Here is a 23,503-nt window from a genome sequence, read left to right as displayed (position 1 = left end):
TATTAAAGAGAACCCATGATTACAGACGGCTTCAGCTACCTTGCAGTATTGAGCGGAATTTCCTCCGCTATCGTCTTTGCAGAGCAGAAAAGCAAAGCAAAATTTTTCTCCTATCTGCCTGCCATAGTCATTATTTATTTTGTTGTAATGCTTTTTTCTACCCTGGGGCTCTGGGAAAAGAGTGCCTCTGTCACGGCAACCTACAAAAGCCTCAAAAGCAACCTGCTCCCGGCCATGATCTTTCTGATGCTGCTCAATGCGGACATGAGGGAGATCGTAAAACTGGGCAGTAAAATGCTTTTGACTTTTCTGCTCGCTTCGACAAGTATCGCACTGGGGTTCATCGGGATGTTCGCTTTTTTCCATTCTGCATTTGCGCCGGATGCCTGGAAAGCTTTTGCCGCACTGACAGGTTCCTGGATGGGAGGTACAGGCAACATGGTTGCCATTCAGGGTGCATTGAACCTGCCGGACGGTGCACTGGGATACACCCTCCTCATAGACTCCATCGACTATGCCGTCTGGGTCATGATACTGCTTGCACTGGTGCCTTTTGCCAAACGTTTCAATACCTGGAGCAAAGCCGATACTTCAGTCATAGATAAAGTGGGAGAACGTCTGGCCCTGAAAATGGCTGCTCGAAAACCGATGAATTTTTCAACACTTTTTCTCATGCTAGGTGCAGCACTGCTTGTTTCGGCATGTTCACAGTATTTTGCCCAAATGCTGCCTGCCACTGCTTTTCTGACAACAACGACATGGGTGGTCATTATTGCCACACTCGCAGGTATGTTTTTTGCCATGACACCCTTCGCAAAGCTCTCCGGTGCCTCGGAACTGGCCAATATCATGCTTTATCTGATCGTGGCGCTCATTGCTTCGCGCGCCGATTTTTCTGAACTGGCACAGGCACCGCTTTACATTGCGGCAGGATTTGTCATCCTCTTCATACATGCAGGTATCATGGTCTTTTGCGCCAAACTTTTCAGGCTTGACCTCTTCTCTCTCGGTGTAGCTTCTCTGGCAAACATCGGCGGTGTGGCTTCAGCCCCTATCTTGGCATCAGCCTATTCAAAGGCATTGATACCCATAGGGGTACTTATGGCAATGCTCGGCTATATTTTGGGAACATTCGGAGGGTTGATGGTAGGAAAGGTACTCGAAATGATCTCGGGGTAAACCCGCGAGAAGGGTCACCCTTCCCTAACCCACTTTTTGGCGGCATCAAGCTGTTCATAGTCGAACACTTTGAGTTCTGCTTTGATGAAAGGCGCCGCAATAGCCTTGGTATATTCGATGACAGAGGTATCGGTCACGAAAGCGAGACGTTTGATCTTTTCATGGTGGTTTTTTATGAAAGTAAAGTGTCGGCTCAATGCTGCAAAATCTTTCCATCCCGGAAATGACTTGGTATAAATGATGATACCGTTGAGATTGCCTTCTGCCTCGATGAACGGATCAATGACTTTGACTGCATGGTCGAAATCTTCTTTGCCCAGCGCACCGTCCGGCTCAAGAATGGCAATGGCATTTTCTTTATCTAATGTTACATGAAGCATATTTTTTCCTTTGTAGATGAAGTTGCATTATTCCCAAATCCCGAAATAGAAATCCGAGATTCAGACTATTATAACACAGTCTCACTATGCTATCATTATAAATTCCGACTCCCTGTTTTTTAAACAGTGTTGCACCACGATTAATTCACGATTATAGTATACTATGAAATAAAAAGGATGGAAAATGATAAGCAGACAACTGAAACATTTAGGGGCTATAGGCGTACTTTCTTCTGCCTTGCTGTTCTCCGGTTGTACCCCCGAAGAGCAGGCCATGGCAACGGGAGCCGCACTGGGTGTGGCAACAGGCGTAGCACTTTCTTCCTACAGCTATCCTCATTATTACGGGCATCCGTACTACTATTACGGAGGCCGATATTACTATGGCGGACATTACAGGAACGGCTATTACTACTACGGCGGACACCGTTACTATGGCGGACACTACTATAACCACGGATATCGGTATTATAACGGCAGACGCTACAGGGCACAGCCGGGACGCTACGGATATTACCGTCATGCAAATGACTATAGACGATACGGAAACAGAAGCTACAGCAGGAACAGAAGCCATAACAGAACGTACAGCAAGGCCGGCAGCAGCTATAGAAACTATAGCAACCACAGAAACAGAAACTATGCACACACACGCAGCAGCACATATCACAGCAGAGCGGCCGGCAGACCAAGGTCAGGCAATTACCGCAGATATTAAGAGAGGATAGCAATGCATCATCCAGAACTTTTGGCACTTGAAACCCAAAAAAAAGAATATTTCATTCTAAATGACATGCATACGCAGGAAAGTCTTGCGTGAAAATAACGAATATCAGAACCGCCGTACTCAAAGCACCGCTTAAAAAGCCTTTTATTACTTCTCTTCGCCGGGTAGAGGCACTGGAAGACCTTGTTGTTATCATCGAGTGCAATGACGGCTCTGTCGGCTATGGCGAAGGAGCTCCCACCCCTGTGATCACCGGTGAGACCATCGGCTCCATGACAGCAGCCATTGAACTGATCAAGCCCTTTCTGATCGGTCGTGAAATAGACGATTTTGAAACGCTGCTTCATCATGTGCATGCCCATATCATCAAAAATACCACTGCCAAATCTGCCCTTGAAATAGCCCTGTATGACTTGAAAGCGAAATCTATCGCTTTACCGCTTTACCGGATGCTGGGCGGAGAAAAAAAAGTGTTTGAAACAGATATCACCATCAGCATGAATGAAACAGACAGGATGATCTCCGATGCGTTGGATGCGGTATCACGGGGATATACCACACTCAAAATAAAGATCGGCGATGATCCCCAAAAAGATATCGAACGGATCGCAGCGATATCGGGTGCACTGGATGCGTGCATCAAACTACGGCTCGATGCCAACCAGGGCTGGACGGCCCAGCAGAGTGTGGCACTCCTTCAAGGCATTGAAAAACAGGGGATCATTGCCGAATTTATCGAACAGCCTGTAGCGGCGGACGATACAGAAGGGCTCAAATACATCAAAGAGCGTGTACAGACACCCCTGCTCGCCGATGAATCCGTCTTTTCTCTCAAAGATGCCCGCAGGCTGCTCGAACTTGAAGCTGTAGACTATATCAATATCAAACTGGCAAAAACAGGCGGTATATCCCAGGCATTGTCCCTGGCCGACCTCTCTGCCAATTTTGGTGTCAAATGCATGATAGGCTGCATGCTTGAAGGTCCCGTCTCTGTCACGGCAGGGGTACATGTCGCCTCTGCCAAAGCCGACATCATTACGATGCTTGACCTGGATGCAGTCAGCCTGCTTGCCTCGCATCCTGTCGAAACTTCTGTCTGCTATGATGAAAATAAAATTCTACTTTCTGATGAAACAGGTTTAGGAATTCAACGGCTTAATACCCCTGAAATCCAAACAGGTAAAGCTTGAAAACAAAGGATATATTCAGTATGCGAGTGATAAAGTATCAATACGTAACGAGCGTGATTGTGGAGCAAATATGCAAGCTTATTATTTAAGCTACCTTGATGAAGTAAAATACAGCAAACAAAGACTGTTTATTTTGTTCCTTATTACCTTTGTCACTATTTTATTGTGGAAACAAGCAATAAATATAGACAACATATCCGAAAAAATTTTTTATGCAGATGTTTTACTGATTATACTTAGCATTATTTCACTTATTCACTATTTTTTTTTACTGCACTATCCTTATACCTTCAGGATATTTAGAAAAACTTTCTTGCTGCTTTTGGATATAACGACATTGACATTTGTTATTGCATTATTTCAATATTACGGATTATTCTTATTCCCCTTATATATTATTATCAATATGCAGACTGGTTTATACTTTGGTATGCAGTATTTTTATATCAGTATGATCGCAACCACTTTTTCATGGATTGCTCTGTTTCTTTACTCAACCTACTGGTCTGAACATTATGATATTATCGCTACTTTTGCCGTCACCACTTTTTTGATATCATTGTTGTACCTTAATTATATTATTAAAGCCTATGAAGAAAAAAATGCACTTTCTGAAGAATTGTCAAATATTACTGAGCATGCGAACTATGATAATCTGACGGGCATAGCAAACCGAAGAACCTATACCGAAGAAATAAAAAAAATGTTTAAGGAAAAAGAGAGTTTTGTACTCATGTTTATAGATTTGAACAAGTTCAAAATGATCAACGACAACTATGGACATCACATTGGGGATGAAGTATTAAAAGAAGTTGCAAAAAGACTTTATTCACAATTGGATGAAGATGATTTTCTGGCAAGAGTGGGTGGTGATGAATTTGTTATTATTTCCAAAAAGAAAAAAGTATTTTTACCGAAATTTATACAGAAAATTGAAGACAATGTTATTGGATATCATGAAATAGAAGGAAAAAAAATACATATTGAACTCAGTATCGGTATCAGTATGTATCCCGATGATGCAAAATCAGCCCAATTATTGTGCAAATGTGCAGATATGGCAATGTATACTGCAAAAAAACATCATCAAAACAATCATATTTTCTATAAAGATATCATAGAAAACAAAATGGTTGAATAATCATGTAATGCACTGTATAGTTTCTTTTTGTACTATCACTAACCATATATACACGCTTTATTAACCTATCTGTATTAAAATACAGAAAACCAAAACAAAGCATATCGGATGTATAGAAAGCTCAGCTTCATTATCGTTAGTATTTTTTCCTTTTCGACACTTTTATCTGCCCAGTACATGCTTAAAGAGAGTCACCGGAAACCAAGCAAAATAGACCATATGCCAAAGAACAAAGTCGCAGATATGCGAAAAATCCCGCAGGACCCCGCCTTTTATGCGAAACAGATCAAACCCTGGCCAAAAGCCAGACAAAAACGTTCAGATGAAGCTTTCAACCGCAAATATTTCAAACCGTGGAAACTCAAAAAACTGGATATTCCTCTCAAAGATTTCGGCTGGGAAGTACGTTTTGTAAGCAAAAACAAAATTTATACAGAAAACCGAAAGCAGATACCGGCATCTGTCTACAGGAAGTGGATACAAAATGCCAACTATACCCAAAAAGATACCAAACGATACAAAGCCATTACAACAGAACGTACCAATGTAAAAGCATTGCCGACTTCTGCGGCTTTTTATCTTGACCCGCACCGTATCGGCGAAGGTTTTCCCTTCAACTACAACCAAAACTCTGCATTGCACATGAATGTGCCTTTATATGTTTCCCATTTTTCAAAAGACAGAAAATGGGCTTTTGTCCGTGCCTCCTATGCCTTTGGCTGGGTCAAAACACATGACATAGCTTTGGTAGATGACAAATTCATACATGCCTTTAAAAACGGGAAATATGCCATAACCGTCAAAGACAATCTTCGGCTCTACGATGAGAAAGGCAAAGCTGTCAGCTTTGTCAAGCTCGGCACACTTTTTCCCCTTTCCAAAGACGGCATACATTATCTCGCGGCAAAACGCGGCAGTGATGCCAAGGCACACATAGAAAAAGTATCGGTCAGCCATCCGGGGATCATTGCCAGAAAACCGCTTCCTTTTACGCCGAAAAATGTTGCGATGGTCGCCAAAGAATTCTACGGTGAACCTTACGGATGGGGCGGAGGGTACGGATGCCGGGACTGTTCTGCCACCACACGGGATTTTCTCGGTGTCTTCGGTATTTTTCTGAGGCGCAATTCAAGCAAGCAGGCAAAAGACGGACAGTCTGTATACATCAAAGGCATCCCGCCTCAGGCAAAAAAGAAGAAGATCATCCGGGAAGCAGACCCTTTCCGTTCACTGCTCTATGTTCCCGGACACATCGTCCTCTACCTCGGAGAATACAAAGGCGAACCTGTCATCATGCATACCTATTGGGGCATACGCAAAAAAGACGGAAGCAAGCTGATCACGGGACGTACCATCATCACTTCCACTGAGCCGGGGAAAGAGCGCAGTGATACCAAAGAGAGCAGCAGGCTTATCAATACGCTCAAAACCATAGTGAAATTTTAAAGGGGTCCTCTAAAGAAAATCAATAAAACAAGGTAAAATACGCTCTATGAAAAGAAAAGAAAAGATCAAATTGTTCACGACCGCCATCATCGCCGGAGAATTCAAAGGCAGGCATATCGAAATACCCGATATCGCGACGACACGAAGTTCCAAATCTATTTTGAAGGAATCCTTCTTCAATACTGTCCAGTTCGACATCATTGACAGGAATTTTGTTGAAGTCTTTGCAGGAAGCGGTTCTGTAGGTCTCGAAGCACTCAGCCGCGGTGCGGCACAGTGCTATTTTATGGAGTACAACGGAGTGGCATTCCGTTGCCTCGAACATAACATCAAACAAACCGATCCAAGCCGCTGCCATGCATTTTACGGAGACAGTTTTGAAAACTTCAAAACCGTTTACGGACTGGTGAAACGCCACGGAGGAAAAACCTACTTCTATTTTGATCCGCCTTTTTCTACCCGCGACGGCATGGACGAAATCTATGACAAGACCATAGCACTCATTGAACAGATAGAGCCTGAAGTATGTGAAATGGTGGCTGTAGAGCATATGACCAACCTGACCATGCCCGATGAGATCGGTGCACTGAAAAAGGTTAAAAAGAAAAAGTTCGGGCGCAGTACCCTGAGCTATTACCGTACGAAAGGTGACGCATGACAAAAAAAGAAGACCACATTGCCCTTTTTATCGACAGTGACAATATTTCCCACAGATCGATCGAAGGGATCATCAACGAACTGAGCAAATACGGCGTCGTGAACATCCGGCAGGCATACGGCAACTGGACAAAGGACAATCTCAAGAACTGGGAGGACAAACTCCTGGAATTCGCCATCAAACCCATACAGCAGTTCGATTATTCCAAGAATAAAAATGCCACAGATATCCTGATGACCATCGATGCCATAGACCTGCTGCATACCAAAGACATAGACGCCTTTGCCTTCGCCACCAGCGATTCGGATTTCACTCCGGTTGTGATGCGTGTACAGGCCGAAGGCATCAAAGTATTCGGTTTTGGCGAGAAAAAAACACCCAAACCGTTCATGGCAGCCTGTTCCCAGTTCATTTTCACAGAAAAACTGATGGCAACTGCGGTAAAAAATGAAACGGACCAGACAGAGACAGAGACACCTGTACGCAAAACAAACAAAGAGATGAGACAGGACACCTGGCTGGTCAACGTTCTGCGAAATGCTGTGGACCACACCATGGACGAGTACGGCTGGGCCAGCCTCGCAGAAGTGGGACAGTATATCAACAATTCCACCTCTTTCTCACCCATCAACTACGGATACAAAAAACTGAGCAATCTCATTAAAGAGATCGACCTTTTTGACATCGCCTATGACGAAGGGAACAAGCAGTTGAGTATTCGCGACAAACGCTGGAAGAATTGATGGCTCATTTTATGCATGCCGCAATGGAAGAGGCAAAAAAAGGCATAGAAGCCAGGGACGGCGGTCCCTTCGGTGCCGTCATTGTCAAAGAAGGAAAGATCATCGCTGCCGCCCATAATGAAGTGATCAAGTCCAATGATCCCACAGCCCATGCCGAAATAATGGCCATCCGAAAAGCTTCTTCAAAGCTCCGTCATTTCAGCCTTGAGGGGTGTACGCTTTACGTAACAGGAGAACCCTGCCCCATGTGTTTCTCTGCGATCCACTGGGCACACATAGACAAAGTCTACTACTGCAATACCAAAGCAGATGCTGCAAAGATCGGTTTCGACGACAGCCTGATCACCCAAATTATTCTGGGGAAGCAAAAAGACCCGGTCTCCTTCATCCATACCCCAAACCAACAGTGCCAGGCACTTTTTACACAATGGTATGAAGCCCCCGATAAAGTACCGTATTAAGTATTCTTTCACACTTCGAAAAGAGAAAAGTGCTCAGTTATTGTCGCAGGCACCCCAGGCATTGGTATAGTTATAATCGGGTTTTATCATTTTAATATCTTTCAGCGCATCTGGGTCGATCTCTTTGGCTTTAAAATCATACTCGTCCGCATTGTAAAATCTCTGCTCTTTTGCATATTTCTTTTCATTTTCCATCTCTTTTTGAACCGCTTTTTGAAGACGTGTCTCTTTTGTACTGCTGTTATGGTCTGAAGCTGCAAATATTGAGACGCTCAGCGCCGCCGATACCAAGACTTTTACCAACATACTTATCCTTTCTTTTTGATCTTTTGACATAGCGTACCAATGCACTATTATAGCAAATGAAAAAACATTTTATCTTCTGTCTATACTGTCTCTTCTGTTTTTTTCGCTTTTTTCTTTTTGGGTTCCGGTTCCACGAATTCCCCTTTGATCAGCCCGGCTTCATGCAGGAACTGCGATGGCTTGTAGTCTATTTTTTTGACTTTGTCGTACTGGGCCAGGGAAAGGTAGAGTTTGTCTTTGGCCCGTGTGACCGCGACATAAAAAAGCCTTCGTTCTTCTTCAATGCTGCTCATCATTTTTCTGTTCGGGAAGCGGCCGTCCACCAAGTCTACCACGTAAACTTCGGGAAACTCCAGACCTTTGCTGGCATGTACCGTAAGAAGGTTGACTCCCTCCCCTTCACTGAGTTCTCCTCCGCCCAGTACCATAGCGTTGACAAAACGCCCCAGTTCCCTGTATTGTCTCGAAAGATCGAGCAGAAGGTTTGCCTTGCGCAAAATACGCTCTCTTGCAACCTTCTTTTTTTCTTCATCCAGCTCACCGTTTTTAAGCCGTCCTCTCTGTGTAGAAAGCATTTCGACGATACCGCCGTAGAGTTTGGATGCTATGGCTGTTCTGAGAACCTTGGCAGGATTTTGCTCGGACTTGATCTCATGCATCAGTGTATAGAAATCATTGAAGAACTTTACCCCGTCCTGAATGATCTTCGGGTGCTTGAGCAGAGGATGCCCATAAATTTTTGGAGGCAGTTCAAGATGTTTAAAACGTGCAGCCGAACCGATCTCATGGTCATCGTCAAAGAGTCCGAGCTGGACATTTTTTTTGGGATTTAGCTGCGGCAGTTCCGCGTTGACAGGATACAGCACGCCCTGCATAAAATTACCGTTGCCAAAATGCAGAAAGCACTGGAAGAACTCTTTGGAAAGTGCAGATCCGACACCCGAAGCATACTCAAAGATATGTATAAAAGCCATCATGTCTTTCGGGTTGACCAGCAGAGAAAGAAGGTCAAGCAGAAACTTGATCTCTTTGGCATCGAAAAAACTCGTCCCCCCTTTTCGTTTGCAGGGAATACCCACTTCACGGAGACTCGCTTCTATACCGTCAGCGGAAGAATTGTTCCTGAAAATGACGGCAATGCTGTCATTTGGCACGTGGGTATGTTTGATACTGTGCGCAATAGCCTGATACTGTTCGAAGAGGTCTGTATACATCAGCAGACGCGGCGGATGGGTTTTCCCGTGCCGCCCTACTTCAAGTTTTTTGGGGTAAATACGCTCGTTACGCTCTATCACCCGGTTGGCAAGAGAGAGGATCGGGGCAGTAGAACGGTAGTTCGTTTTAAGGGTAAAAACCACGGCTTCGGGATAACGCTTTGAAAAAGTCGCGATATTTTCGATATTTGCACCGTTAAAGGCATAAATACTTTGATCATAGTCACCCACACAGAAAAGCGAACGCGGTTTGAGCGAATCGATAAGCGCACCCTGAAGCGTATTGGTATCCTGATATTCGTCCACGAGTACCTCGTCAAAATGGATGGTATGTTCCTCCAAATGTGTTTTGATACGCAGCAGAAGGTCGTTGAACGAGGCAAATCCGTAATCTATCTTCTCACGCTCAAACTCCTCTACAATATCCATATAGGCATCCATGATCGTTTCATGTTCGGGGTACTTTTCCAAAAACCAGTCATCAAATCCTTCCAGAGAGGCATTTTGGTACAGAGAATACATTTCATAAAGATACGTGGCTGAAAAAGGTGCCAGAGGCAGGTTCATACGCTCAAAGCTGCGTTTTTCGTAAATACTTCTGAAGAGTGTTTTGAGTTCGGAAGGCTGTTTGAGCGCAAGATTGGGATGCAGCTCTTTGAGCCAGCGGTATGAGACGGCATGAAACGTGCCCGATTCTATCTGCGAAACAACTTTCTTGGGGAAATACCGTTCCAGCCGGGCGATCATCTCTCCCGCAGCTTTGTTTGTAAAGGTAAGCAGCAGTATCTTGGAGGGTTCCATACCGCTTTGAAGCAAATGGGCAATACGTCCTACGATGGTAGACGTTTTTCCCGTTCCGGCACTGGCAATAATGAGGTTTTGTCCCAGAGGTGCTGTAGCAGCACTCAGCTGCTCGGCATTGAGCGTACTAAGCGGCAATTATTGAAGACCGATAAGATAGTATGTGTTTTTATTGTCGACTTTTTTCAATTCCAGTTTGTATTTGTCAGCCCAGCGCTTAACCAGTTCGTTAAAAGCGGTCAAATTGTCCGCAGAGCTGTCTTCATCACATTTGATCTTCAGATAGTTTTCGGAGTTGGACATTGCAATATATCCTTTTTCCACCGCCAGGGCATCATTGAAAGAGGGAATATGCGGGGAAAACTTTTCAAAACCTTCTGTATTCGAAATGATATCTTTGATCTGTTTGAGTGTCTGTGCATTGTGGCTGTAGCCAAGTTGTGTCAAAAGTGCTTCGGGGGTAAGATCGAGATGCATGTATATCCTATGTTATGTGAAATTCAGAAATCAGATTGTAACAAAAAAGAGGTTAGGAAAGAGAAGAAAAAGAGAATGAATTAAAATCGTTTTTTAAAACAGTGTCTCTTTGGGGGTATCGATCCTGGCGATCAGATCTTTATAGTGTTCCACGTTTTGGAAAGCTTTTTCATAGCGCCAGCGCAGTACAAACTCAATAATCTCATTCTTAAGCGTTCCATCCAGTGTCTCCGCTTTTCCGAAATATCCCAGTGAGACATTTTTGGCTTTTTTCTTGCCATTCTTGTCCGGTTCATAAGTAATGGCAATGATTTGGATATATTTCCCTTCACGCACTTCCGCAAAATCCTCTTCCTTCAAACCGATCCCTGAAAGATTCATCGCCTTGTAAATGAAAATATCATTAAAATTCGGCGACTTTTCAAAGATTTTCAGTTTTTCATAAAGTACGCTTACCCTGTCGATATTTTCTTTGCGTACTTCATTTAAAGCATCTTTTTTCGTATCGGTCTTTTGTGCTGCCGGGACAGAGGGTACTACAGATTTTTCTTCTGCCGCAGGTATGGCGGCAGCCTGTTCTTTCGTACTGTGCTCCTGTACTGTCTCTTTTTTCGCCAACTGCTCTTCAAGGCGGCTGGTAAGTGCTTTAAGTTTGTCTAAACTACTGGACATAAAGCTTCCCTTTTGAGTTGAAAATCCTGCAGCCTGGCGATCTCACCGCTATGAGACCCATGGCTTTCCGTCCTTGCTTCACAGCAAGTTTGGCGTATACACTATGAATTGAATTATCCATATATTAGATAATATAGTTTAAAAGATTAACTAATATTAACTTAAATTATAGTGAATAATATCAATTTTTCTATTTTTTAATGTTAGATTTCGGATAAAAATTAAAATTATTTAATATCAAGCTTCCTTTCCTACTCTTAACCAATCTTTGGATAAAATCCTTTCTATTAACTATAACTATATAAAGCGGGGAAAAGGTGCAGTATTTAGAAATAAGAGGCGGGAAAAAACTAAGCGGAAGTGTCACGATCAGCGGAGCGAAGAATGCTGCATTGCCGGTGATAGCAGCAACGATACTGAGTGACAAACCGGTCACGCTGACCAACCTTCCGGATGTGGTAGATATCCGTACCCTTCTCACACTCCTGACAATGCTTGGAGGAACGGTAGAACATAAGGGGTCCGTTGCACATATTGACAACAGCTCCATCAACTCCCACAAAGCAGTCTATGAGATCGTTTCGCAAATGCGAGCCTCTATTCTGGTCCTCGGTCCCCTGCTTACACGTTTTGGCGAATGTGAAGTCTCACTGCCTGGAGGATGTGCCATTGGCCAGCGGCCTATCGACCTTCATCTTAAAGCACTGGAAGCCATGGGGGCGGAAATTGCGATCGAGAGCGGTTATGTACACGCCAAAGCTCCCAACGGCCTGCACGGTGCAAAAATTATTTTTGACAAAATCACAGTGGGCGGAACAGAAAATATCGTAATGGCAGCCGCCATGGCAAAAGGGACGACCACCATTATCAATGCAGCCAAAGAACCGGAGATCGTACAGCTTTGCGAAATGATCGCCGATGCCGGCGTCAGCATAAAAGGTATCGGAACCAATGAACTTGTCATAGAGGGTACGGACGGCATACCGCTCCAGTTCAAAAATGTTGAAATCATTCCCGACCGCATCGAAGCAGGCACTTACCTCTGTGCCGGTGCGATCACCCAGTCTGAGATCCGTCTTGAAAAAGTCAAGGCAGAACACATACGTGCATCCATCGACAAACTGGAAAGTATGGGGTTTTCTTTTGATATCTCTGGAGATACGATCACGATTCATCCCGCAGAACATATTAAACCTGTCAGTCTCATTACCATAGAGTATCCGGGTTTTCCTACCGATATGCAGGCACAGTTTATGGCTGTTGCCGCGCTGGCGGAAGGGGAAAGCCTCATTGAAGAACGTCTTTTTGAAAACCGTTTTATGCATGTCAGCGAACTCAACCGTCTCGGTGCGGATATCTGGCTCAAAGGCAGTACTGCTGCGGTCAAAGGTGTCGGGACACTTCACGGTGCCGATGTCATGGCGACAGACCTGCGTGCCTCTTCAGCCCTGGTACTTGCCGGACTGGTTGCCGAAGGTACGACAAAGGTACGACGTATCTATCATCTTGACCGAGGATATGACAACCTTGAAGGCAAACTGACCGCACTGGGTGCCGATATCATCAGAAAAAAAGACACGAAGTGACCTTCCCGTGGCAAAAGAAATAGAACGAAAATTTCTGGTAGATCCAAAGAAGCTCCCTCCTCTGCATCATCCTCTCAGGATCAGACAAGGCTATCTTCCCGGATGCCAGACGGGTACCGTTCGTGTACGTATCAGTAATGAAGAAGCCTTTTTGACACTCAAAGGCAGAACCACAGGCATTACACGCTCAGAATTTGAATACCCGGTACCGCTTTCAGATGCAGAACAGATGCTCACAGAGCTTTGCAGCTCACACTTCATCGAAAAAGAACGCTATCTTGTCCCCTATGAAGGCCATTTGTGGGAGATAGATATTTTCAGCGGAAAGAACAGCGGTCTGATCGTCGCGGAGATAGAATTCTCAGAAGAGAACGAAGCTTTTGCCACACCGGAATGGGTCACCGCAGAAGTCTCGTCTGACCCGAAATACCGCAATGTAAACCTTCTCGCATACCCCTATTGCGACTGGGAAATATAATACCCGGGTATCAGGCGTTCAGCAGGGTCTTCAGCGCTTCGACAGAACGTACTGCATCGGTATGTTCCGTAAATCCCCAGTCAACCATAACATAGTCAACATCCGCCGCTTTTGCAGCCATTTCATCGCGCGGACCGTCTCCGATGAACAGTGTCTCTTTCTCACTCACATCCAATTCATCCAGCAGTTTATAGATCATATCAGGACGGGGCTTTCCCTCCAGAACATCATCATAGCAGGCAATACCGTCAAAAAGTGAGTAGATCCCCAGCCAGGTCAGTGATTCGACCGTAGAGTTTCTGTAGGCATTCGTTGCCACAGCCAGCAGTTTTCCCTGCGCTTTCAATGACTGAAGCAGTTCTCTGATACCGTCGTAGAGCACCAGTTCTTTTTCATGGTGTTTGGTATAATATTCGGAAAACCATCTTTCATGGTCAGGATCGAATTTTTTGCTGTGGTAGAAAAACTGTGCCGGATTAATAGTATGGTCATTGACATGTTTGAGAATGAAAGCAGGATCCATCGCATCAAAACCGAGATTTTTGCGTACATAGTTAATGGCGTTGGCAATGGTGAGAGAAGAGTTCACCAAGGTACCGTCCATATCGAAAATAATCAGTTTGCGGTTCATCTCTACTCTTATTTACTTTTCTGGTTGACTTTCAGATACACAGAAAGTGACAGGATCAACACACCGATACCGCCAAGCAGGGCAACAGCGTAGAGCAGTTTTCCCGGGTCCGTCAAAGCGAACTTGAAGACCAGCATCAGTGCTTCGATGGACAGTGCGATAATGATGGAACCGAGGAAACGCACCATGGTCTGATGGCTGTCTTCGGAACTGTCACGCTTTTTCACTCTTCCGAGCACTTCTTCTTCAAAGATCGCTTTGACCAGATCGACGATCGCCAGTGAAAGGGTCAGCAGGATCGTCGATTTGAATATCTTGTTGATATTGATATCACTGAAATTCACACCGAAGTGCATAAAATCTGCGATACCTTTAAGAAAAAGCAGCAGGGCAACGGCAAACAGTGCCAGGGAGAATGCAGTATAGATCCATTTGCTCACTGTGCCGAAATTCGAGTCGATCGAGCTTGGGTGCACCATCTTCAAAATGTTTTTCAGCGTAATATCGACACAAATGATCGCCAGCAGATTATTCTCTTTGTCATACAGCGGGAAAGTTGCCGTTACCACCAGCTCGTTGCTGATGAGAGAAGGATACGGGTCGGTAAGCATGCAGCGGTGTTCCTGCAGTGTTTTGTAGTAGTAGGCACGGTCACTCCGGTCCTCTCCTTTTCCAAAACCTCTGAGCCTCGATTTTTTGGAGATATTGTTCACCATTTGAATACCGTTGCCGTCAATGGCATATATCACTTCACTCTGGGGCAATGCTTCCTGGAGGTCTTCGATCTTTTTAATCACATTTTCGAGTGTACTGTTTTCCATATTTTGGGAAATATTGCGACTCATAATGTAGCAGAGGTACGCTCTTGCTTTTGTTCGTATCTGGGCGTATTCCTGTATTTCTTTGACCATTAGCATAGGGACTCCTCTTATTTTATCTTTGCGATGACATCGGTGAATTTCACCTTTTGGTTCACGGCTATTTCAGGTACGATACTTCCTTTTTTGGAAAAGATCAAGAGAGTCGATCCCATCTCGAACCAGCCGAAAAGTTCTCCTCTTTCCAGCCACAGGTCATCATAGGTATAGTGTTGCGGTTCGCGTATGTCAGAATTTGTCCGAATGTTTTTTTCAAAAAGCAAAACCATTTTACCAACATTGAGTGCACCGACAAGTACCAGTACATGGGTACGTTTTTTACGGTCAAGACACTCTATGACCACCCTTTCATTTTCGATGAAAAGATCTTTTTTGTTTCGCAAAAGCGGAAAATTGACCGGATAGAGTTTTCCGGGGATATGGGTAGCGGAAAGTACCTTCAGGTCCATGGGAATATGATAACGGTGATAATCTTTGGGAGAGAGATAGAAGTTCATGAACGTCCCTCCTTCCACTTTTTCCACCGCTTCCCGATGGTACGTGCCAAAAAGTTCCTCCAGTCCGTACTCCATGCCTTTGATCTGGTAGGCCTTCCCGCCGGTGACCGTTCCGCAGTCTGTCACACGTGCATCCACACTGCTGATCATTTTCGATTTTCCTTCAGGGATCTTCCTCGGCTTTTCCAGTGCCCGTGTAAAGAGTTTGTTGAGTGTTGCATACCGGGCAGGTTCTCTGAATTCGCTCATATCAAGTCCCATCAGCTTTACATAGCCCGCATTGACGGTATGCTGTATGATAGAGGGAAATTCCGTATGGGCGAACTTTCCGAACAGGTTTGAAATGACTGAAGTATAGTGTTTAGACATTAGTTTTCTTTAAAAAATGCTTCAGTGCATCTTCCATAAGCGCAATATGATAATTTTCCTGATTGTTGATAAAATCAAAGAATTTTTCGAGTTCGGGGCTGTCTTTGGCCACGGCTTCGGAGAGTTTTCTACACTCTTCCTTGGCGGCAAACTCTTCATCAATACCGTCTCTGAGGAACTGTGTCACATCTTCTATCTGATAAAGCTCTTTCATGACCACGCGCGGTACCGCCAGTATGCCCATTTTGGCACTCATATCACAGAAACTTTTCAAATGAAAGAAACTTTCGTCAATGAGTATTTGAAAGATCCTGTTCAGGTAGGCATCTTCACTGTGTGCCTTGAGATAGTTGTAGATCATAATGAGTTCATACTCTTTGTACGTCTCTTCAAAGAGAAAAAGGGTCAGCGCATCTGTGGCTTCCTGGGTCAAAGTAATATCCGGAAATTTGCGCTGCATACTGAAGGCGGTAACGGTTTCATCTTTCATATGATGAAGCACACCTGTCATATAGCGAATATCGCTTGAAATTCTTTCCGTAAGCGCCTTGTCCTCCGTACTTAAAAGCTGCAGATCGATCTCGTTCAGACGGACGGTAATATTTTTAAGGATATCCCCGAGTCTTGTCACTTTGACGGGAATGGCATCTCTGTCATAATTGTATGTTTCATTCCGGCAGATGAACTCATGTTCTATCCAGGTAAAATGCCTGAAAAGTATATCGGAAAAATCAAGCAGTGTCTGCCTGTTTTCTGTCCGGCTCATCGAACCTGCCATCAGCATTTCAAGCCAAGCCTCATGGGTTTTTATCATCAATGTTCTCATAATGTTGTTTCCTTCTCCTGATTTTCTTCTTTCTCTACACAGCTGTTTTCCACCTGATAAGTCATAGCGGGATAGTCAGGATCATCCTGACGCCTGACATAGGTATCTGCCGCAGCCTTGATCGCCAGGGCGACCATTTCGGAACAGGCTGCATCTTCCGGCGGAAGTTTTTCCAGCAGTTTCAGTGTGGCATCTACCAGATTGTATACACCGTTAAGGTTCAGGCCTTTCGCCTCTTCGGTCAGCATGGAACCGGCCACCACGGTAGTGGTACACCCTATCGCCTGAAACGCAATGTCGCCGACGTAGGGCTGGTCTTCATCTTCCATCACTCTGAGGTAGACAGCTACCTTCTCTCCATTTTCCGGATTCTTACCGATACCTTCCGTGTTTGAACCGGCCAGGGTACCATAATTTTTCGGGTTCATCATATGTTCGATGAGATGTGCATCCATAGTCATAAATCACTCCTGTCGTTATGGGAATTATTATACCATGTATAATTGAACCCTGTGTTTCCAGATCCAAAATTTGCACATATTTAAATCGTGGGGTAGCATAGTGTTATCTGAAATACGATATGATTTCCCATCTATCCAGAAGGAAGCAGCCATGGCACAATACGTACTCTTCGATACAGAGACTACCGGCAATCGTGACGAAGACCGCATTATACAGGTCGGAGCGATGATCGTACATTCAAAAGAGGACATAGAAGTTTTTGACGAACTCTGCTCCACGAAAGTCCCCATCAGCATTGAAGCGATGGAAGTACACAATATCACCCCCGATATTATTGAGGGCAAACCCCCGTACGCCGAAACAAAATTCGCTCACAAAGTCGAAGAGCTCAACCGGGCCGAAAACTATCTCATCGCCCACAATATCGCATTTGACCTGGGAATGCTTGAAAAAGAGGGCTTTGTCAACCACTATACACTCATAGACACCGTACGCTGTGCCAAACATTTGCTGCCCGACAGCCCCTACCACAGACTCCAGTACCTGCGCTATGCACTCGGACTCTACAGAACAGAAGCCGCAGAAGCTGCCAAACTGGGCATTACCATCAAGGCACACGATGCCATAGGCGATGTACTTGTCATGAAACTGCTGCTCTCCAAACTGGTGGCACTGACCCAGGAACAGTTTCCCGGGGTCAACCCTATGCAGAAAATGGCAGAACTTACGCAGACACCCGTTCTGATGAAAACATTTAAATTCGGAAAATACAAAGATAGAGAGATCGAAGAGATCGCCAGAGAAGACATGGGTTACCTCCGGTGGATGCGCAGCAATCTCGACCTCGATGAAGATATGAAGTTCACTCTGGATCAGTACCTGTAAGGAACGGTTCGGATTTAGCGGATCCCCAGGTTACGCATAAAGTTCCCTGCAATGATGCTGCTTCTTTCCTTGAACTGGTCTGCAATGCGGGGAATAAAGACTTCATCCAGTGTAGCGTAGAAAAGCTTGAGCCATTGTTCGAATGTTTCTCTTTTCAATTCCCCCAGATACATATGCGGGGCAAAAGGATTTCCCCTGTAGGCAGCATCGCCCAAAGCGATGGAAGCCCAGAAATCCGCCAAAAGTTTCAGGTGCACCCTCCACGCTTCATTGTCCATATTCCTGCCAAGCTTTGCTATAAAGAACGGTCCCACCGTATCGTCCTGAAGCACTTTCTGGTAAAAGCGCATGACCATGATCTCAATATTCTCTTTGTTAACGGTGTTTGCCTGCATTTTCATTCCTAAATTTTATGTTGTGGAGTTATAGCCAAATAAGCTTAAGAGAGAAGCTTAATTCCCGCTATAGCACTATTTGGATATAATCATCCTCATGAAAAAGATCATCATACTTTTACTGCTGACAAGCAGTTACATATTTTCAAATATCAATGTTGTTGTGAGTATCCTGCCGGAAAAAACATTTGTGAAAGCTGTCGGCGGTGACAAGGTCCATGTTGCGCTGATGGTACTTCCGGGAAATTCCCCGCACACCTATGAACCCAAGCCGTCACAAATGAAAGAGATTGCCAAGGCCGATCTCTATTTTGCCATCGGTGTCGAGTTTGAAAAGGTCTGGCTGCCGAAATTTTCAAGTCTCAACCCCCGTATGCACATTGTCGACCTGACACAGGGCATTGCAAAACGGGCCATGCAGTCACATGAAGAGCACGGTTCAGAAGTACATAGCCATACAGAAGGACTCGACCCGCATGTCTGGACATCACCTGCCAATGTCAGGATCATAGCAAAAAACATTTATACGGCACTCAGTAAAGCCGATCCTGAGAACCGTGATTTCTACCGTAAAAACTTTGAAGCGTTCACAGGCAGAATCGATGCTACGGACCAGAAGATCCGAAACATACTGAGCCATACACCCAAAGGGGCCAAATTCATGGTCTTTCATCCGTCCTGGGGCTACTTTGCCCATGCCTACGGTCTGGTACAGCTTCCCATTGAGATAGAAGGCAAAAGTCCCAAACCGCGGGAACTGGTCGAGCTGCTCAACAAAGCGAAAAAAGAAAAGATCAAAGCGATCTTCACACAGCCGGAATTTTCCGACGCAATGGCAAAGGTCATGGCAAAAGAACTGCATATCAAAGTCATTAAAATCTCTCCGCTGAATGAACACTGGTCTGCAAACCTTCTCAAGATCGCACATGCCATCGCGGGAAACGAGTAGCTTTACCATGTCTGTTGTCCAGATCAGGGATCTCACCTTTGCCTATGAGAAAGAGATCGTCCTCGAACATATTGATCTTGAGGTTGAAGAGAAGGATTTCCTGGCGATCATCGGTCCCAACGGCGGAGGAAAATCGACGCTGCTCAAGCTGATACTCGGCGTCAACAAGATACAGGACGGAAGCATCAAAGTTTTCGGAGAATCCCCCCAAAAGGCACTTTCCCGCATAGGCTATGTCCCGCAGAACACCAACATAAATACTGACTTTCCCATTAAGGTCATTGAAGTCGTACTGATGGGGCACGTAGGCGAGAAACGGCCTCTGTTCGGCTACGGAAAAGAAGAGCTCGCCTGTGCCAGCGGTGCCCTTGCACAGGTAGGAATGCAAGCCTATGCCCAAAGCAAAATAGGCTCACTTTCCGGCGGCCAGAGACAGCGAGTCATGATCGCGAGGGCCCTTTGTGCCCACCCCCGGATACTCATACTCGACGAACCCACTTCCAGCATAGACAGTACCGGGCAGAAAGAGATATATGAACTGCTCAAGATGCTCAACAAGGACATTACGGTTATCGTAGTCAGCCATGACATCTCTGTCATTCTCGAGTATGCCAATAAAGCCGCCTATGTCAACCGGCAGCTTTCCTACCATGACATCAGCGACAAAAGACAGGTTCTCCCCGCCCACGGCAGCCAGGAACATTTCTGTGAAATAGAACTGCTCCAGATGCTCAGCGGCAGCACGCAGAACGGTCATGCCCAAGAACAGAAAAAACCAACACCGCACTGGAGTGAAACCAAATGATCGAAGCCCTCTCCTACGGATTTGTCCAGCACGCTATCCTTGCCGGTATCCTTGTCAGTCTGGCAGCAGGCATCATCGGTTCGCTGATCGTAGTGAACCGTATGGTATTTCTTGCCGGAGGTATCGCACACACCTCTTACGGCGGTATCGGCCTGGCGATCTATTTCGGCCTTCCTATTTTTCTCGGTGCTTCTCTCTTTGCCGTAGGGGCCGCCCTGCTCATTGCAGTACTGACCGTCAAGAACCGTCACCGTATCGATACCTTCATCGGTTTGATCTGGGCGGTCGGTATGGCTATCGGTGTTATTTTCGTCGATCTGACACCCGGATATAACGTCGATCTGATGGGATACCTTTTCGGTTCCATCCTTGCGGTCAATACACAGGACCTTTATTTTATGGGTGGCCTGCTTGCCGTCATACTTTTTGTCATTACCTTCAGGTACCGCCATATTCTTGCTGTTTCCTATGACAGCGAATATGCTGCTTTACGCGGTGTGAATGTCAAATTCTACTATACACTCACGCTCATTCTCTCTGCGCTGACCGTCGTGATTGCCATCAAGGTCGTCGGCCTTATTCTCGTCATCGCCATGCTTACCATTCCGGTCTATATTGCAGAAAAACTCTCAAACAGCCTTTTTTCCATGATGTTCGTTTCAGGAGCCATTGCCACACTGTTCACCCTTGTGGGACTCTGGTTCTCCTATACGTACAACCTGACATCCGGTGCCTCTATCATTCTTGTATCGGCTGCGTCTCTGGGGCTGTTCCTGCTTTTTTACAGAAAATAACCACAAAGGAAAAAAATCATGAAGAAACTTATAGCTGCTACGGTCATCTTCTTTATTGCCGTCTATTTTATCATTGTGCATTCTTTTAAAGATACACAGATCAACAAATATCCCGATGTTGCTGCGGTAAAAAAAGATACAGCCATACAAAAAGGCCGGGTACCCGCCATTCTCCCGCATTCGGCATACAATATAGAAGAGACACACGACAAAGACACCAATGATACCTTCGGCCGTTTTTACTACAAGAAACAAGACGAAGAGGCGCTCATGAAAAACCTCCGTACCGTTCCCGACATGAACCAGACATATACCTGGGGCAGTTTTCTGTTTAAAGTCAACAAAGACAGGCATGAGGTCAAATACAGGAATAAACCCGATTCAGGCCAGTAGGTAGGCGAACTTTCTCACCCATTCGCTCCAGTTTTCGGCACCTTCCACATCGATGCCGCTTTGCTGCATATCTTTGACCATCATGATGGCAAACTCTCCCGGAAGCTGCAGGGAGAATTCCAGTACGTTTTCCACTGCTTTCTCACGCTGATCCTCTTTTATGGCATTGACCAGTCCGATGGCCAGTGCCATCATGATTTTGGGGTCATCTTCTTCGAGTTCCTTCAGCGTACCGTCAAGCACGGCTGAAAGATCCGGCAGTTCATTCATCACCTTCCTGAAACTCAAATAGCCCACGGCTGCTTCACGCCCTACCGCACCGCTGATACTGTCGAGTATCAACTCTTTCTCTATGCCGGATTTAATGATATTGTCTACATATTCCCAGGACCTCGGTGTGGCAAAGCTCTTTTCATTGGAAAGCGGATCGAACGTAAAAAGCATCGACTTGTCATACGCCAGAAAAGCGATGAGAGAAGCATCTATACCGTTTCGGTATGCCCAGCTTTTCCAGTCTTCAAAGTCCACTTCCATTTCAAAGTGGACAAAACGGTTGGCCAGCGGCGGCGGCATCTTGTATACTACGCCCCGGTCATTCTCACGGTTGCCCGCGGCAACGATACTCCAGCCTTTGGGCAGTTCATACTCCCCCACCCGCCTGTCAAGAATCAGCTGATAGGCTGATGCCTGTACCGCCGGCGGCGCCGTATTGATCTCATCCAGGAAAAGAATACCTCTGGAATCACTCTCACTCGGCAGAAAACTTGGTTTGGCCCAGACTCCCTCCTGCGTATCGGCATTGAAAAAAGGGATGCCCTTAAGATCTGTCGGATCAAGCAGAGAAAGGCGAAGGTCAAGAAAAACCATCTCTTTTTCCTCTGCGATCTGCCTGACAATGGAAGATTTACCGATACCCGGCGCCCCCCAGATAAAAACGGGGAGCTGTCTGTCGATCAGTTTGTCAATGACCTTTGTAATATTCGATGCTTTCATATTTTCTTTTTCCTTCTTGCTTTCGCGCTGGGCATAACTTTATTCTGATTCAAGACTTGTTCATACGATTGCACCAGGTTCTCATTCTGTGCCAGTTCATTCTGCAGACGGGTGTCAACTTTGAGAATATCAAGCAGCTCCATCGGCAGGGAAGCATTGGCAGCCAGTCCCCTGTTGATCTCCAGGTTTTCTCTGGCAAAAAGTTCACGAAGGATCTTTTCCGGTACCGCCGGATTGTATGCAAGGGCAGCAAGAATTTCCGGACAGTCCGTATTTTCTTCATAAAGTGCCCGAAGTATCCACCCTGGTGTAGAGAAGTTTCGGGCCAGAGAGGCAAAGGTCATCTCCTCGTCTTTTTGGTAAATATGCTCCAGCGTTTCCGGTGAGAGTGTTTTGTTTCCGCTTAACGCTTCGAGAAGTTCCCTGTTTTCTTTTTCAAGAAGCTTTACAACCACGTCATTTGCAAGAGATTCATTAACCCCCATCAGTGCAAAAAGCTGCTCGTCCATACCGGCCTTCTCGACCAGGGCAAGACGTATAGCGTCTATGGGCTGATGTATCAGCAGCAATGCAGCAACCTCTTTCCCTTTTTCCGGCAAAACCCCGAATATCTCATTGTCGATACCGGGATTTGCTGCCAGCGCTTTATGTATCTGTGCATCGTTCCGGGCAAGCAGATTCTTCAGGACTTCGACACTGACACAGGCATTGCCGGCCAGTGCACTGTTGACCTTTGCATCTCTCAAAGAGAGCAGTTTGCGTATGATCTCATCATCCAGCGCAGGGTTTCTTGCAATGGTTTCGTGCAAAGTCACTTTTTCTTTTCCCCGTATCAAAAACGTAAAATTTGGAAACCCTGTCAGTGCCATAAGCAGGTTCGGGTCCTCTGCTTCCGTGGCCAGCCGCCTGAGTGTCAGATAGGAGTAGAGCAGATCTTCTTCATTGGGCCTGATATCGATATAGCGGCGCAGTGTGTACATGATGACATCACGGTCCTGCCGGTTGTCTTCCTCTTCTTCGTCAAAGCGGTAAAGTTTCAGCAGTCTGACAAAAAGCGCATCGGTGAGATGCTCGTTGCCAAGCAGCCGGACAAGCCGTTCCTGGTCATTCCCCAGTTTGATCGCCATCAGCAGGGCATCATCATCGATCTCTTCCGAGAGAAGCTGC

General features: G+C 45.5%; 28 protein-coding genes and 1 riboswitch. Of the genes, 15 read left to right on the top strand and 13 right to left on the bottom strand.

The annotated features are described in order from the left end of the window. Positions 1–15: 15 nt before the first annotated feature. Entirely contained in the window at positions 16–1,179 is a 1,164-nt protein-coding gene (locus F8L24_RS04140; RefSeq protein ID WP_294952155.1) for a DUF819 family protein, read from the top strand. A gap of 14 nt (positions 1,180–1,193) precedes the next feature. Here the strand turns inward: F8L24_RS04140 and F8L24_RS04135 are convergent, their stop codons facing one another. Continuing rightward, positions 1,194–1,559, bottom strand: coding sequence for an STAS/SEC14 domain-containing protein (locus F8L24_RS04135; protein WP_294952154.1), 366 nt, complete (start codon positions 1,557–1,559; stop codon positions 1,194–1,196). A gap of 184 nt (positions 1,560–1,743) precedes the next feature. Between F8L24_RS04135 and F8L24_RS04130 the strand changes: the two genes are divergently transcribed. From F8L24_RS04130 to F8L24_RS04100, 7 genes are all read left to right on the top strand, one after another. Beyond that, positions 1,744–2,277, top strand: coding sequence for a hypothetical protein (locus F8L24_RS04130; protein WP_294952151.1), 534 nt, complete (start codon positions 1,744–1,746; stop codon positions 2,275–2,277). A 98-nt stretch (positions 2,278–2,375) separates the two neighbouring features. Then, positions 2,376–3,476, top strand: coding sequence for a dipeptide epimerase (locus F8L24_RS04125; RefSeq protein WP_294952149.1), 1,101 nt, complete (start codon positions 2,376–2,378; stop codon positions 3,474–3,476). Between the two features lie 70 nt (positions 3,477–3,546). Further along, positions 3,547–4,617: a GGDEF domain-containing protein gene (locus F8L24_RS04120; protein ID WP_294952146.1), complete on the top strand. Its 1,071-nt coding sequence runs from the start codon at positions 3,547–3,549 to the stop codon at positions 4,615–4,617. A gap of 108 nt (positions 4,618–4,725) precedes the next feature. Then, positions 4,726–6,063, top strand: a complete 1,338-nt coding sequence (locus F8L24_RS04115) for an SH3 domain-containing C40 family peptidase (RefSeq protein WP_294952144.1) — start codon at positions 4,726–4,728, stop codon at positions 6,061–6,063. Between the two features lie 46 nt (positions 6,064–6,109). After that, complete coding sequence (gene rsmD / locus F8L24_RS04110) at positions 6,110–6,721, top strand: 16S rRNA (guanine(966)-N(2))-methyltransferase RsmD (RefSeq protein WP_294952141.1); 612 nt, start codon at positions 6,110–6,112, stop codon at positions 6,719–6,721. Beyond that, positions 6,718–7,464 carry an NYN domain-containing protein gene (locus F8L24_RS04105; protein ID WP_294952139.1) on the top strand — a complete coding sequence of 249 codons (747 nt, stop codon included), beginning with the start codon at positions 6,718–6,720 and terminating at the stop codon, positions 7,462–7,464. Before rsmD ends, F8L24_RS04105 begins: the two co-directional genes overlap by 4 nt. Continuing rightward, positions 7,464–7,925: a nucleoside deaminase gene (locus tag F8L24_RS04100; protein ID WP_294952136.1), complete on the top strand. Its 462-nt coding sequence runs from the start codon at positions 7,464–7,466 to the stop codon at positions 7,923–7,925. Before F8L24_RS04105 ends, F8L24_RS04100 begins: the two co-directional genes overlap by 1 nt. A gap of 33 nt (positions 7,926–7,958) precedes the next feature. Here the strand turns inward: F8L24_RS04100 and F8L24_RS04095 are convergent, their stop codons facing one another. The 4 genes from F8L24_RS04095 to F8L24_RS04080 all read right to left on the bottom strand — a co-directional run bounded on the left by F8L24_RS04095 (position 7,959) and on the right by F8L24_RS04080 (position 11,395). After that, positions 7,959–8,231, bottom strand: a complete 273-nt coding sequence (locus F8L24_RS04095) for a hypothetical protein (protein WP_294952134.1) — start codon at positions 8,229–8,231, stop codon at positions 7,959–7,961. A gap of 80 nt (positions 8,232–8,311) precedes the next feature. Beyond that, on the bottom strand, positions 8,312–10,384 hold the full coding sequence (locus tag F8L24_RS04090) for an ATP-dependent helicase (RefSeq protein ID WP_294952132.1): 2,073 nt from the start codon (positions 10,382–10,384) through the stop codon (positions 8,312–8,314). Further along, on the bottom strand, positions 10,385–10,723 hold the full coding sequence (locus F8L24_RS04085) for a hypothetical protein (RefSeq protein ID WP_294952129.1): 339 nt from the start codon (positions 10,721–10,723) through the stop codon (positions 10,385–10,387). 93 nt (positions 10,724–10,816) lie between these two features. Further along, on the bottom strand, positions 10,817–11,395 hold the full coding sequence (locus F8L24_RS04080; RefSeq protein WP_294952127.1) for a hypothetical protein: 579 nt from the start codon (positions 11,393–11,395) through the stop codon (positions 10,817–10,819). 24 nt (positions 11,396–11,419) lie between these two features. Next, positions 11,420–11,499, bottom strand: a riboswitch (cyclic di-GMP riboswitch). Positions 11,500–11,712: 213 nt separating this feature from the next. Here F8L24_RS04080 and murA point away from each other — a divergent pair. Together murA and F8L24_RS04070 are read left to right on the top strand one after the other, a co-directional pair. Continuing rightward, positions 11,713–12,981 (top strand): UDP-N-acetylglucosamine 1-carboxyvinyltransferase, encoded by a 1,269-nt coding sequence (murA, locus tag F8L24_RS04075; protein ID WP_294952124.1) that lies wholly within the window; start codon positions 11,713–11,715, stop codon positions 12,979–12,981. 7 nt (positions 12,982–12,988) lie between these two features. Then, a complete protein-coding gene (locus F8L24_RS04070; RefSeq protein WP_294952121.1) occupies positions 12,989–13,459 on the top strand; it encodes a CYTH domain-containing protein in 471 nt (156 codons plus the stop codon). Between the two features lie 10 nt (positions 13,460–13,469). On the opposite strand, the gene F8L24_RS04065 is transcribed toward F8L24_RS04070, so the two are convergent. Genes F8L24_RS04065 through F8L24_RS04045 form a run of 5 tightly spaced genes read right to left on the bottom strand, consistent with a single transcriptional unit; the run spans position 13,470 to position 17,121 of the window. Then, entirely contained in the window at positions 13,470–14,090 is a 621-nt protein-coding gene (locus tag F8L24_RS04065) for an HAD family hydrolase (protein ID WP_294952118.1), read from the bottom strand. A gap of 8 nt (positions 14,091–14,098) precedes the next feature. Beyond that, positions 14,099–15,007, bottom strand: coding sequence for a PDC sensor domain-containing protein (locus F8L24_RS04060; protein ID WP_294952115.1), 909 nt, complete (start codon positions 15,005–15,007; stop codon positions 14,099–14,101). A gap of 11 nt (positions 15,008–15,018) precedes the next feature. After that, a complete protein-coding gene (locus F8L24_RS04055; RefSeq protein ID WP_294952113.1) occupies positions 15,019–15,834 on the bottom strand; it encodes a phosphatidylserine decarboxylase in 816 nt (271 codons plus the stop codon). After that, positions 15,827–16,660, bottom strand: a complete 834-nt coding sequence (locus F8L24_RS04050; RefSeq protein ID WP_294952110.1) for a hypothetical protein — start codon at positions 16,658–16,660, stop codon at positions 15,827–15,829. Before F8L24_RS04050 ends, F8L24_RS04055 begins: the two co-directional genes overlap by 8 nt. Then, positions 16,657–17,121, bottom strand: a complete 465-nt coding sequence (locus tag F8L24_RS04045; RefSeq protein ID WP_294952107.1) for an iron-sulfur cluster assembly scaffold protein — start codon at positions 17,119–17,121, stop codon at positions 16,657–16,659. The genes F8L24_RS04050 and F8L24_RS04045 overlap by 4 nt, the downstream gene beginning before the upstream one ends. Before the next feature lie 151 nt (positions 17,122–17,272). On the opposite strand from F8L24_RS04045, the gene F8L24_RS04040 reads away from it, so the two are divergent. Beyond that, positions 17,273–18,007 (top strand): exonuclease domain-containing protein, encoded by a 735-nt coding sequence (locus tag F8L24_RS04040; protein ID WP_294952104.1) that lies wholly within the window; start codon positions 17,273–17,275, stop codon positions 18,005–18,007. Positions 18,008–18,021: 14 nt separating this feature from the next. Here the strand turns inward: F8L24_RS04040 and F8L24_RS04035 are convergent, their stop codons facing one another. Then, the gene (locus F8L24_RS04035; RefSeq protein WP_294952100.1) at positions 18,022–18,402 is read right to left on the bottom strand and encodes a group III truncated hemoglobin; all 381 of its coding nucleotides are present in this window, start codon (positions 18,400–18,402) and stop codon (positions 18,022–18,024) included. 97 nt (positions 18,403–18,499) lie between these two features. Between F8L24_RS04035 and F8L24_RS04030 the strand changes: the two genes are divergently transcribed. From F8L24_RS04030 to F8L24_RS04015, 4 genes are read left to right on the top strand one after another with little or no spacing between them, the layout of a single operon-like run. After that, positions 18,500–19,351 carry a zinc ABC transporter substrate-binding protein gene (locus F8L24_RS04030; protein WP_294952097.1) on the top strand — a complete coding sequence of 284 codons (852 nt, stop codon included), beginning with the start codon at positions 18,500–18,502 and terminating at the stop codon, positions 19,349–19,351. A 7-nt stretch (positions 19,352–19,358) separates the two neighbouring features. Further along, the gene (locus tag F8L24_RS04025; protein WP_294952094.1) at positions 19,359–20,156 is read left to right on the top strand and encodes an ABC transporter ATP-binding protein; all 798 of its coding nucleotides are present in this window, start codon (positions 19,359–19,361) and stop codon (positions 20,154–20,156) included. After that, the gene (locus tag F8L24_RS04020; protein ID WP_294952092.1) at positions 20,153–20,950 is read left to right on the top strand and encodes a metal ABC transporter permease; all 798 of its coding nucleotides are present in this window, start codon (positions 20,153–20,155) and stop codon (positions 20,948–20,950) included. The genes F8L24_RS04025 and F8L24_RS04020 overlap by 4 nt, the downstream gene beginning before the upstream one ends. A gap of 18 nt (positions 20,951–20,968) precedes the next feature. Beyond that, positions 20,969–21,343: a hypothetical protein gene (locus F8L24_RS04015; protein WP_294952089.1), complete on the top strand. Its 375-nt coding sequence runs from the start codon at positions 20,969–20,971 to the stop codon at positions 21,341–21,343. On the opposite strand, the gene F8L24_RS04010 is transcribed toward F8L24_RS04015, so the two are convergent. Then, entirely contained in the window at positions 21,332–22,336 is a 1,005-nt protein-coding gene (locus tag F8L24_RS04010; protein WP_294952086.1) for a MoxR family ATPase, read from the bottom strand. The two genes, F8L24_RS04015 and F8L24_RS04010, sit on opposite strands and share 12 nt — an antisense overlap. After that, on the bottom strand, positions 22,333–23,503 hold a 1,171-nt coding region (locus F8L24_RS04005), incomplete at its 5' end, for a hypothetical protein (protein WP_294952083.1). The genes F8L24_RS04010 and F8L24_RS04005, both read right to left, overlap by 4 nt.

Origin of the sequence: Sulfurovum sp. (assembly GCF_015493435.1) — a bacterium.
In the GTDB taxonomy this organism is placed as follows: domain Bacteria; phylum Campylobacterota; class Campylobacteria; order Campylobacterales; family Sulfurovaceae; genus Sulfurovum.
Note: the sequence above shows the minus strand (reverse complement) of the source record. Positions and strands in the feature narration are given on the sequence as shown.

Excerpts from the sequence above, each read along its gene's own strand:
- F8L24_RS04095 (WP_294952134.1), bottom strand. The coding sequence starts at position 8,231 with ATGTTGGTAAAAGTCTTGGTATCGGCGGCGCTGAGCGTCTCAATATTT.
- F8L24_RS04105 (WP_294952139.1), top strand. The coding sequence starts at position 6,718 with ATGACAAAAAAAGAAGACCACATTGCCCTTTTTATCGACAGTGACAAT.
- F8L24_RS04100 (WP_294952136.1), top strand. The coding sequence starts at position 7,464 with ATGGCTCATTTTATGCATGCCGCAATGGAAGAGGCAAAAAAAGGCATA.
- F8L24_RS04045 (WP_294952107.1), bottom strand. The coding sequence starts at position 17,121 with ATGACTATGGATGCACATCTCATCGAACATATGATGAACCCGAAAAAT.
- F8L24_RS04055 (WP_294952113.1), bottom strand. The coding sequence starts at position 15,834 with ATGTCTAAACACTATACTTCAGTCATTTCAAACCTGTTCGGAAAGTTC.
- F8L24_RS04120 (WP_294952146.1), top strand. The coding sequence starts at position 3,547 with ATGCAAGCTTATTATTTAAGCTACCTTGATGAAGTAAAATACAGCAAA.
- F8L24_RS04130 (WP_294952151.1), top strand. The coding sequence starts at position 1,744 with ATGATAAGCAGACAACTGAAACATTTAGGGGCTATAGGCGTACTTTCT.
- F8L24_RS04115 (WP_294952144.1), top strand. The coding sequence starts at position 4,726 with ATGTATAGAAAGCTCAGCTTCATTATCGTTAGTATTTTTTCCTTTTCG.
- F8L24_RS04010 (WP_294952086.1), bottom strand. The coding sequence starts at position 22,336 with ATGAAAGCATCGAATATTACAAAGGTCATTGACAAACTGATCGACAGA.
- F8L24_RS04065 (WP_294952118.1), bottom strand. The coding sequence starts at position 14,090 with ATGAACCGCAAACTGATTATTTTCGATATGGACGGTACCTTGGTGAAC.
- F8L24_RS04035 (WP_294952100.1), bottom strand. The coding sequence starts at position 18,402 with ATGCAGGCAAACACCGTTAACAAAGAGAATATTGAGATCATGGTCATG.
- F8L24_RS04015 (WP_294952089.1), top strand. The coding sequence starts at position 20,969 with ATGAAGAAACTTATAGCTGCTACGGTCATCTTCTTTATTGCCGTCTAT.
- F8L24_RS04135 (WP_294952154.1), bottom strand. The coding sequence starts at position 1,559 with ATGCTTCATGTAACATTAGATAAAGAAAATGCCATTGCCATTCTTGAG.
- F8L24_RS04030 (WP_294952097.1), top strand. The coding sequence starts at position 18,500 with ATGAAAAAGATCATCATACTTTTACTGCTGACAAGCAGTTACATATTT.
- F8L24_RS04140 (WP_294952155.1), top strand. The coding sequence starts at position 16 with ATGATTACAGACGGCTTCAGCTACCTTGCAGTATTGAGCGGAATTTCC.
- F8L24_RS04040 (WP_294952104.1), top strand. The coding sequence starts at position 17,273 with ATGGCACAATACGTACTCTTCGATACAGAGACTACCGGCAATCGTGAC.
- F8L24_RS04050 (WP_294952110.1), bottom strand. The coding sequence starts at position 16,660 with ATGAGAACATTGATGATAAAAACCCATGAGGCTTGGCTTGAAATGCTG.
- F8L24_RS04025 (WP_294952094.1), top strand. The coding sequence starts at position 19,359 with ATGTCTGTTGTCCAGATCAGGGATCTCACCTTTGCCTATGAGAAAGAG.
- F8L24_RS04060 (WP_294952115.1), bottom strand. The coding sequence starts at position 15,007 with ATGCTAATGGTCAAAGAAATACAGGAATACGCCCAGATACGAACAAAA.
- rsmD (WP_294952141.1), top strand. The coding sequence starts at position 6,110 with ATGAAAAGAAAAGAAAAGATCAAATTGTTCACGACCGCCATCATCGCC.
- F8L24_RS04020 (WP_294952092.1), top strand. The coding sequence starts at position 20,153 with ATGATCGAAGCCCTCTCCTACGGATTTGTCCAGCACGCTATCCTTGCC.
- F8L24_RS04080 (WP_294952127.1), bottom strand. The coding sequence starts at position 11,395 with ATGTCCAGTAGTTTAGACAAACTTAAAGCACTTACCAGCCGCCTTGAA.
- F8L24_RS04085 (WP_294952129.1), bottom strand. The coding sequence starts at position 10,723 with ATGCATCTCGATCTTACCCCCGAAGCACTTTTGACACAACTTGGCTAC.